This is a genomic window from Rhizorhabdus sp. (assembly GCF_018006725.1).
In the GTDB taxonomy this organism is placed as follows: Bacteria; Pseudomonadota; Alphaproteobacteria; order Sphingomonadales; family Sphingomonadaceae; genus Rhizorhabdus.
The window spans coordinates 1-7,641 of the sequence record NZ_JAGMXV010000216.1; the positions used below are offsets into that span (position 1 = coordinate 1).

At 64.2% G+C, this 7,641-nt stretch carries 7 protein-coding genes and 1 pseudogene; 5 read left to right on the plus strand and 3 right to left on the minus strand.

What is annotated here, in order from left to right; genetic code table 11:
- A partial coding sequence (locus tag KAY22_RS21565) for a cytochrome P450 (protein ID WP_296625278.1) occupies positions 1-200 on the plus strand: 200 nt, incomplete at its 5' end.
- A 115-nt stretch (positions 201-315) separates the two neighbouring features.
- Here KAY22_RS21565 and KAY22_RS21570 read toward each other — a convergent pair.
- A pseudogene (locus KAY22_RS21570) lies at positions 316-441 on the minus strand (IS3 family transposase); the annotation flags it as partial.
- A gap of 200 nt (positions 442-641) precedes the next feature.
- Positions 642-1,514: a DUF4238 domain-containing protein gene (locus tag KAY22_RS21575; RefSeq protein WP_296625279.1), complete on the minus strand. Its 873-nt coding sequence runs from the start codon at positions 1,512-1,514 to the stop codon at positions 642-644.
- 83 nt (positions 1,515-1,597) lie between these two features.
- On the opposite strand from KAY22_RS21575, the gene KAY22_RS21580 reads away from it, so the two are divergent.
- Both KAY22_RS21580 and KAY22_RS21585 read left to right on the plus strand, forming a co-directional pair.
- A complete protein-coding gene (locus tag KAY22_RS21580) occupies positions 1,598-1,861 on the plus strand; it encodes a hypothetical protein (RefSeq protein WP_296625280.1) in 264 nt (87 codons plus the stop codon).
- 324 nt (positions 1,862-2,185) lie between these two features.
- Positions 2,186-3,094 (plus strand): B12-binding domain-containing protein, encoded by a 909-nt coding sequence (locus KAY22_RS21585; protein WP_296625281.1) that lies wholly within the window; start codon positions 2,186-2,188, stop codon positions 3,092-3,094.
- Between the two features lie 166 nt (positions 3,095-3,260).
- Here KAY22_RS21585 and KAY22_RS28000 read toward each other — a convergent pair whose 3' ends face one another.
- The gene (locus tag KAY22_RS28000) at positions 3,261-4,649 is read right to left on the minus strand and encodes an HAD-IA family hydrolase (protein WP_366514124.1); all 1,389 of its coding nucleotides are present in this window, start codon (positions 4,647-4,649) and stop codon (positions 3,261-3,263) included.
- Between the two features lie 61 nt (positions 4,650-4,710).
- Here KAY22_RS28000 and glmU point away from each other — a divergent pair, with 61 nt between their 5' ends.
- Together glmU and glmS are read left to right on the plus strand one after the other, a co-directional pair.
- Positions 4,711-6,069 (plus strand): bifunctional UDP-N-acetylglucosamine diphosphorylase/glucosamine-1-phosphate N-acetyltransferase GlmU, encoded by a 1,359-nt coding sequence (gene glmU, locus KAY22_RS21600; protein ID WP_296625282.1) that lies wholly within the window; start codon positions 4,711-4,713, stop codon positions 6,067-6,069.
- An 87-nt stretch (positions 6,070-6,156) separates the two neighbouring features.
- Positions 6,157-7,641 (plus strand): glutamine--fructose-6-phosphate transaminase (isomerizing) (gene glmS / locus KAY22_RS21605; protein ID WP_296625283.1); only part of this gene is annotated, 1,485 nt, incomplete at its 3' end.

Sequence of the window (7,641 nt, forward strand, 5' to 3'; positions counted from 1 at the left end):
CCTATATGCCCTTCGGCAAAGGCCCCCGCATCTGCATCGGCGCGGGCTTCGCCCAGCAGGAAGGCATGCTGATCATCGCCAGCATCGTCCGCGCGTTCCGGCTACGCTACCCCGAGCACATCGCGCGGCCGGAACCGGTGAGCCGTCTGACGCTGCGGCCGAAGGAAGCGGTGCAGTTGTTTTTTGAGGAGCGTGAATAGGCACGCAGGTGTGAGGACCACTAGTCCGACCGCATTGAGGCGGGCGGATCAACATTGCGTTCTGAATTAGCCAGAAGCTTGGGCATTTGCCGATTTGAGCGCAGCGTCACCGTAATCCGATCTTCTCAGAGATCGACACAATAGCTGTCCAGCGAGAGGGATGGTCGGCCTCGTGATCCAGCACCATCCGCACCGCACGCTCGCGGACCTCAGGCGCAAATTTGTTCGTCGTCTTGCTTATACAGGCTCCACCTTCTCAGGAGTTGGAGCCTCCGGCAAACCCGGCGCGGTTCAAGCTCCCCCGTTGTCACGAAACTTGACGTCTTCAATATACACATCCGGCAGGCACGTGAGTGCTTCAGGATACGAGACGAGATCTCTAGATGACGCTCGCAAGGCTCGCTGGGCCAACAAGCACGAACAGTTCATTTTGGACATGATTTAGCGTGCGGTTGCCAGGGAGTGTATAAGCTTAGGGGTCGGGCCGGCGAAGCTGGTGCTTTGCGCAATCAAGCCGAGATTGAATGCACGGACCCAAGCTGGATCGCTGATCTTACCGAAGATCTTTTCACCCTTGCGACCGCATAGCCCAATGGCCACATCAGGGGCGATCGGAAGCCACATTTCGACGATGGGGTCTCCGAGGTAAGATTGCCCGACTGGATTCAATTTCAGAATAGGCCGGCTCGCGATTACAAACTGCTTGTTTGGCAGGCCGATGCGTAGCACGCCAAATCCGCGACTGCGCATAACGGAGTTCGTATCGTTAGCTATAGTGGTCACACTGCCGACACGAGCGTTGTGCAATGTTCGCCGTCGCGCTTCGGGAGTATCAAGCGCATCAATCTCAGCCGAGCGATCGGGCAACTGCTGGCGCAACTCGGCGAGCAGGCGATCCATCATCGCTGATGCTTCAGCGTCGGGCGTCACAGCCTTTTGCACGTCAGGTACGCGCTTCCACTGCAGGTAGAAGTACAGCATCAGCTCTTCAATCTGATCAGAAGAGATATCTGGATATCTATCTTGCCTGGCTGCGGCGAGGACTTGGGTTAAAAGTGGTCCTACGCTCCCCTCTAGTTCAGCGAAAGATTTTTCGAGCTTTGGATCTCGAGTGCCGTCCGAGTTGATTAAACTATAGAGGTGCCCCTCTAAAAAGCATTGATCGGGTCGACTTGGGCGGATGCCTACATCCGGATTTTGGCGACGATAAATGTGAAGCCAGCCACCCTCATCGGTAAAATTTTCTAAGATGGTTATGGGGATGTAATGGTGGCGTTTAGGCTGCGTAGTCTCAGCTTTACTTTGTTGTTCCATGGTGGCGCCATACGATAGGATAGGCGCTCTGCAAGAGGTTGCCCTTGCGGAGCCTCAACGGGTGTTCGATTGATCGAGACATTATGACGATTGTGATCATGAAAAAACAAGGCGAACAAGTTCTGTTTCTCCGGATTACGGTGCCAGTGCATTTATTTCCCGTCCGACCCCGCGAAAAACAGCGCTGGTTGAGCACCTATGTCGTCCGCTATAACTCAGATGCCAGCACCACGATGAGCCCCGGCCTTCGCGCTCAGTCGGATGAGCAGGCTATGCGATCCGCACCCATGCCTTTCCGAACAAGCACGGTCCTGCTCTCCATGGAATATCTTGCGGAAGGCGCGTAACGGCCGCCCTCCCAGCAGTTTCTCAGATCGACCCGACAGGCTGCCGCCGCATCTCGAAACTCCTCGATCATGGGCATCGAGGAGGAGGCCGTTGCGATGGCCTGCGCCGGCGCCTGAAACCCCGAAAACGCCCGGCGAACCGCGCTTCCGACATAACTCTCTTCAACGGATTGTCGCACGCGTTACCGACAACCCCGGATATGTCCCTGCGCCCCGAGCCTACGGGAAATGGTGCAGCGTCAAGCTAAGCTATCGACACCCGCCGCCCGATGTGTTGATTTCAGACATTGCGATCGCCACCAAGGCGGGGCGCGGAGAGAGTCTATGGGGCAGGCGAGCAGTCCGTTTGCGAGACCGGCAATCGATGGTCAAAGCCTGAAGCGGCTGGAAACGCACTATATCGCCCCGGAATTCTATCGCCGCGAAGACGTGGCAGAGCGGCAGGCGAAGCTGGCACGCATCGTCTCGAACCAGATAGTCCCGCGGCTGCTCAAGCTGCATAGCGAGGCTGTTCCGGCTGCCCCGCCGGTCAAGCTCGTTATCGAAGCCCTTGCCCCGACCAGCGCCGACATCACGGGCCTTGCCGACATCGTACTCGGCAGCGATCTGGAGGCTGCCGCCGCTTATGTGCTGGTGCTCCGGGACCGTGGGCTTTCGATGGACATGTTGTTCCTCGAATTGATCGAGCCTACCGCGCGCATGCTCGGCGAGATGTGGGACCGCGACGAATGTGATTTCATCGACGTCACCCTGGGCGTCGCGCGGCTGCAGAAGCTGCTGTCGATCTTCAACGACACCTATACCCTGTTGGCGCTGGACGAACGTCGCCATGTCCTGATGGCGATGACGCCGGGAAACCAGCACTCCTTCGGGGTCAAGATTGTGGAGCGGTTCCCGCTGGCTGCCGGTTGGCAGGTCCGGACCGAGCTCGAGGGAACGTCCGCAGACATCGCGGAGATCGCCAAGAACAGATGGTTTGCCGTCGTAGGGCTGACGGCGGGATCGGAACGCCAACTCGAGAGCATGCGCTCGACGATTGCGCAGATCCGCCGCGAGTCCCGCAATCAGGCGGTGGGCATCATGGTGGGCGGGCCGATGTTTACCGCGAATCCGGCGCTTGCCCACGATGTCGGTGCAGACGCCACCGCCCCTAACGCGCCGTCTGCCGTCATCGTCGCACAGAAGCTGTTCGATCTTTCAGCGGCTGCGTTGCAGGGCATTGCACGGGCGTAGGCTGGCGCCCGCAAACCAGGACAAGGCTGCGGCCCGGCAGGCAATCCGCGATCTGCCGGGTCGGCGAGCCGAGCTTGACCGTACCGGACTGGCAAAGACATCTCGATCCGTTCGGCTCCAATGTCCGCCGGGAAACGGGCGACAATTTGCCCTTCACGCCCCAGGATCACGCCCCCCGCAGCAGCAAGTCCTCCTTGCCGAGCACCAGCACCGAGCTCGGGCACCAGCCCTGCCACACCACGCGCGGGATGTTGTTGCGGATCAGGGTCGGCTCGTCGAACGTGGCGGTCAGGTCATACCGCTCGGGCAGGCGGAAGATCATGCCCAAGGTCTGGTGCACGTCCAGCCCGCCGAAGCGGCGGACATGGTCGTCCTGGCCGAAGCGCGCGGTCGCGTCGGCGGGGTCGAGGGGCCCCAAGTCCTCGGCCGAGTGGCCGTCGCGGATGATCGGGATGCAGCAGATCTGCCTGCCCTCGGGCTTCAGCGCTCGGTGGAGGTGGTAGAGCACCGCCGTCACATTGCCGGGGATATGCTCCATCACGTGCGAGTGGATGATCAGGTCGTAATGGCCCGACGGCAGGGCCGCCGCATCGCCGACGAGGTCCATCGCGCGGATGCCGGGGATATGGGGGAAGAGCGACGGGTCGAAGTCGACCGGGTCATAGCCCTCGCCCCATAGTTCGCGGAAGCGGCCGGCGAAGCAGGCCTCGGGCGCGAAGTGCAGAACGCGCAGGCCGGGGCGGAGCAGCCCTTCGCGCTCCAGCATCATCCACAGCAGCCGCGCCCGCACGTTCGAGCCGCAGCCGGCGCATTTGATGTGCGGCTTCGAGCCCGCCCCTTCGAAGCGCGCCGAGCCGCAGATCGGGCAGCGCATCCACTGTTCGTCCTGCCCCAGCCGTTCGAGCGTCGGGATGAGATCGTCGAAATGGTGGATCAGCGCGGTCGCATCGAGCTGCTCGGGCGGGCGATCGGAGAAGCCGAAGCTTACCGCGACCGTCGGGATATTGGCGTTGCGGCCGGTGTCGGTGTCGGTGATCGAGTCGCCGACATAGGCCGCCCTGCCCCCGCCGCACCGCGCGATCGCCTCGAACAGCGGCGCCGGGTCGGGCTTGCGGACCGGCAGCGTGTCGCCGCCCACCAGCGCGTCGAAACGGTCGGCCCAGCCGAGTTCGTCGATGCAGCGGCGCGCCAGCTTTTCGGCCTTGTTGGTGCACACCGCAAGCTTCACGCCGCGCCCCGCGAGCGCATCGAGCGCCGCGTTCAGCCCCGGAAAGATCGTCGTCCCGTCGGCGATATGGTCGAGATAATGGTCGATGAAGATCGGGAAGCCCTGCTCGACCAGCGCCTCGGTCATCTCGCCGGTGGCGGCGAGCCCCTTCTGGAGCAGCGCGCGCGCGCCATGGCCGACCATGTGGCGCACATCCTCGGCGGGCACGGGGGGCCGTCCCAGCGCGCCCAGAGCATGGTTCAGCGCGGCGGTCAGGTCGGGCGCGGTGTCGGCAAGGGTGCCGTCCAGATCGAAAGCAACGACGTCGAAGGGAAAATCAGCAGCCATGGCGCGCTCCATCGCCCGCCCCATATGGAAAAGGCAAGCGCTTCGTGGCAGAGCGTCGCGGATGACGCACCGTCCGTTCGCCGCCCTGATCCTTGCCGCCGGCAAGGGCACCCGCATGAAGTCCGATCTGCACAAGGTCCTGCACCCGGTCGCGGGGCGGCCGATGCTCGGCCATCTGATCGCGGCGGTCGATGAGCTGGGGGCTGCGCGCAAGCTGGTCGTCACCGGCGCGGGGCGCGAGCAGGTCGAGGCCTTCGTCGCCCCGCTGGGTGTCGACGTGGCGACGCAGGAGCCGCAGCTGGGCACTGCCCATGCCGTGCAGCAGGGCGAAGCGGGCCTTACCGGCTTCGCGGGCGATATCCTGATCCTCTACGGCGACGTGCCGCTGGTACCCGCCGCGACGATGCGCCGCATGCTCGACCGCCTCAACGAGGGCGACGCACCGGTCGCGGTCGTGCTCGGTTTCCGTCCGGCCGATCCGCTGGCCTATGGCCGCATCCTCGCCGCGTCCGACGGGACGATCGAGGACATGGTCGAGTTTAAGGACGCGACGCCTGAGCAGCGCGCGGTCGACCTGTGCAATTCGGGGCTGATGGCGGTGCGCGGCGAGCGGCTGTGGGCGCTGCTGGCGCAGGTCGGCAACGACAATGCGGCCGGCGAATATTATCTGCCCGACATCGTCCGCATCGCCCGCGCGCAGGGCGAACGATCGGTGGTGATCGAGGCCGAGGCCTGGGAAGTCGCGGGCGTGAACAGCCGGGCCGAGCTCGCTGCGGTCGAGCGCGAATGGCAGCAGCGGCGGCGCCTGCAGGCCATGGCCGAAGGCGCGACATTGATCGCGCCCGAGACGGTCTGGTTCGCGCATGACACCAGGGTCGGCCGCGACGTGGTGATCGAGCCCAATGTGGTGTTCGGCCCCGGCGTCACGATCGAAGACCGGGTGACGATCCACGCCTTCAGCCATATCGAGGGCGCGCATGTCCGCGCGGAGGCCGAGATCGGCCCCTATGCCCGGCTCCGCCCCGGCGCCGACATCGGCGAGCAGGCGAAGATCGGCAATTTCGTCGAGGTCAAGAAGGCACGGTTCGGCAAGGGCGCCAAGGCCAATCACCTGTCCTATATCGGCGATGCGGAGATCGGCGCGAAGGCGAACATCGGCGCGGGCACAATCACCTGCAATTATGACGGCTTCCTCAAATATCGCACGGTGATCGGCGAAGGCACCTTCATCGGCTCGAACAGCGCGCTGGTCGCGCCAGTGACGATCGGCGACGGCGCGATGGTGGCGGCGGGATCGGTGATCACGCGCGACATCGAGGCCGGCGCGCTGGCGGTCGCCCGGGGCCAGCAGGAAGCGCGGCCCGCCTGGGCATCGCGTTTCAGGGAAGCCATGGCGGCCAAGAAGGCAGCCAAGGGCTGACGTCAGTTCGCAGGCTTTCGTAAGTCGGCATTCATCGTGGCTCGAACATAGCCACGCGCGGTTGAACTCTGGTGGGGCTTAAGGTCGATGTGCGGCATTATCGGCATAGTGGGCAAGGAAGACGTTTCGGAGCGGCTCGTGGCCGGGCTCCGGCGCCTCGAATATCGCGGCTATGACTCGGCCGGCATCTGCACTATCCACGACGGGCAGCTCGAACGGCGCCGCGCCGAGGGCAAGCTCGACAATCTCGCGCGCAAGCTCGACGCCGAGCCGCTGCCCGGCCTGATCGGCATCGCCCACACCCGCTGGGCGACCCACGGCGCGCCGACGCAGGACAATGCCCATCCGCACGCCACCGGCGAAGTCGCCCTGGTCCACAATGGCATCATCGAGAATTTTAAGCCGCTGCGCGACGAACTCATCGCCAAGGGCCGGACGTTCGAGAGCCAGACCGACACCGAGGTAGTGGCCCATCTGATCTCGGCCGACGTCGAGGCCGGCATGGACCCGGCCGAGGCGGTCCGGACCAACCTCAAGCGGCTGCACGGCGCCTTCGCGCTGGCGATCCTGTTCCGCCAGAACCCCGACATGCTGATCGGCGCCCGCCTCGGCTCGCCGCTGGTCGTCGGCTATGGCGACAATGGCGAGACCTATCTGGGGTCGGACGCGCTCGCCCTCGCCCCCCTTACCCAGCGGATCAGCTATCTCGACGAGGGCGACTGGGTCGTCATCACGCGCGAGAAGACCCAGATCTACGACCGTGACGACCAGCCGGTCGACCGGCCGATCGTCCTGTCGGGCGCGTCGAACCTGACGATCGACAAGGGCAATCATCGCCATTTCATGCTCAAGGAAATCTACGAGCAGCCGATCGTCGTGGCGCAGACGCTGAAATCCTATGTCCGCCGGCTGGAGGATCAGGTCTCTCTGCCCGTCCCCGAGTTCGACCTGGGTTCGATCCGCCGCGTGACGATCGTCGCCTGCGGGACCAGCTTCTATGCCGGCATGGTCGCCAAATATTGGTTCGAACAGTTCGCCCGCGTGCCCGTCGACCTCGATGTGGCCTCGGAGTTCCGCTACCGCGCGCCGGTGATGGAGGAAGGCGGTCTCGCCCTGTTCATCAGCCAGTCGGGCGAGACCGCCGATACGCTGGCGGCGCTGCGCCACGCGCGCGCCGAGGGGCAGAAGATCGCGGTCGTGGTCAATGTGCCCACCTCGACCATGGCGCGTGAGGCCGACCTGCTGCTGCCGACCCATGCCGGCCCCGAGATCGGCGTTGCCTCGACCAAGGCCTTCACCTGCCAGCTGGCGGTGCTCGCCGCGCTGGCGGCGAACCTCGCGCGCGCCAAGGGACGCCTGTCCGAGCGCGAAGAGAAGGACATCGTCCGCCATCTGTCGGAGGCCCCGGCGGCTATCAACGGCGCGCTCGCCTATGATTCGACGATCGAGGCGATGGCCGGCACGATCGCGACCGCGCGCGACGTGCTCTATCTGGGTCGCGGCACCGATTATCCGCTCGCGCTCGAAGGTGCGCTCAAGCTAAAGGAAATCAGCTATATCCACGCCGAAGGC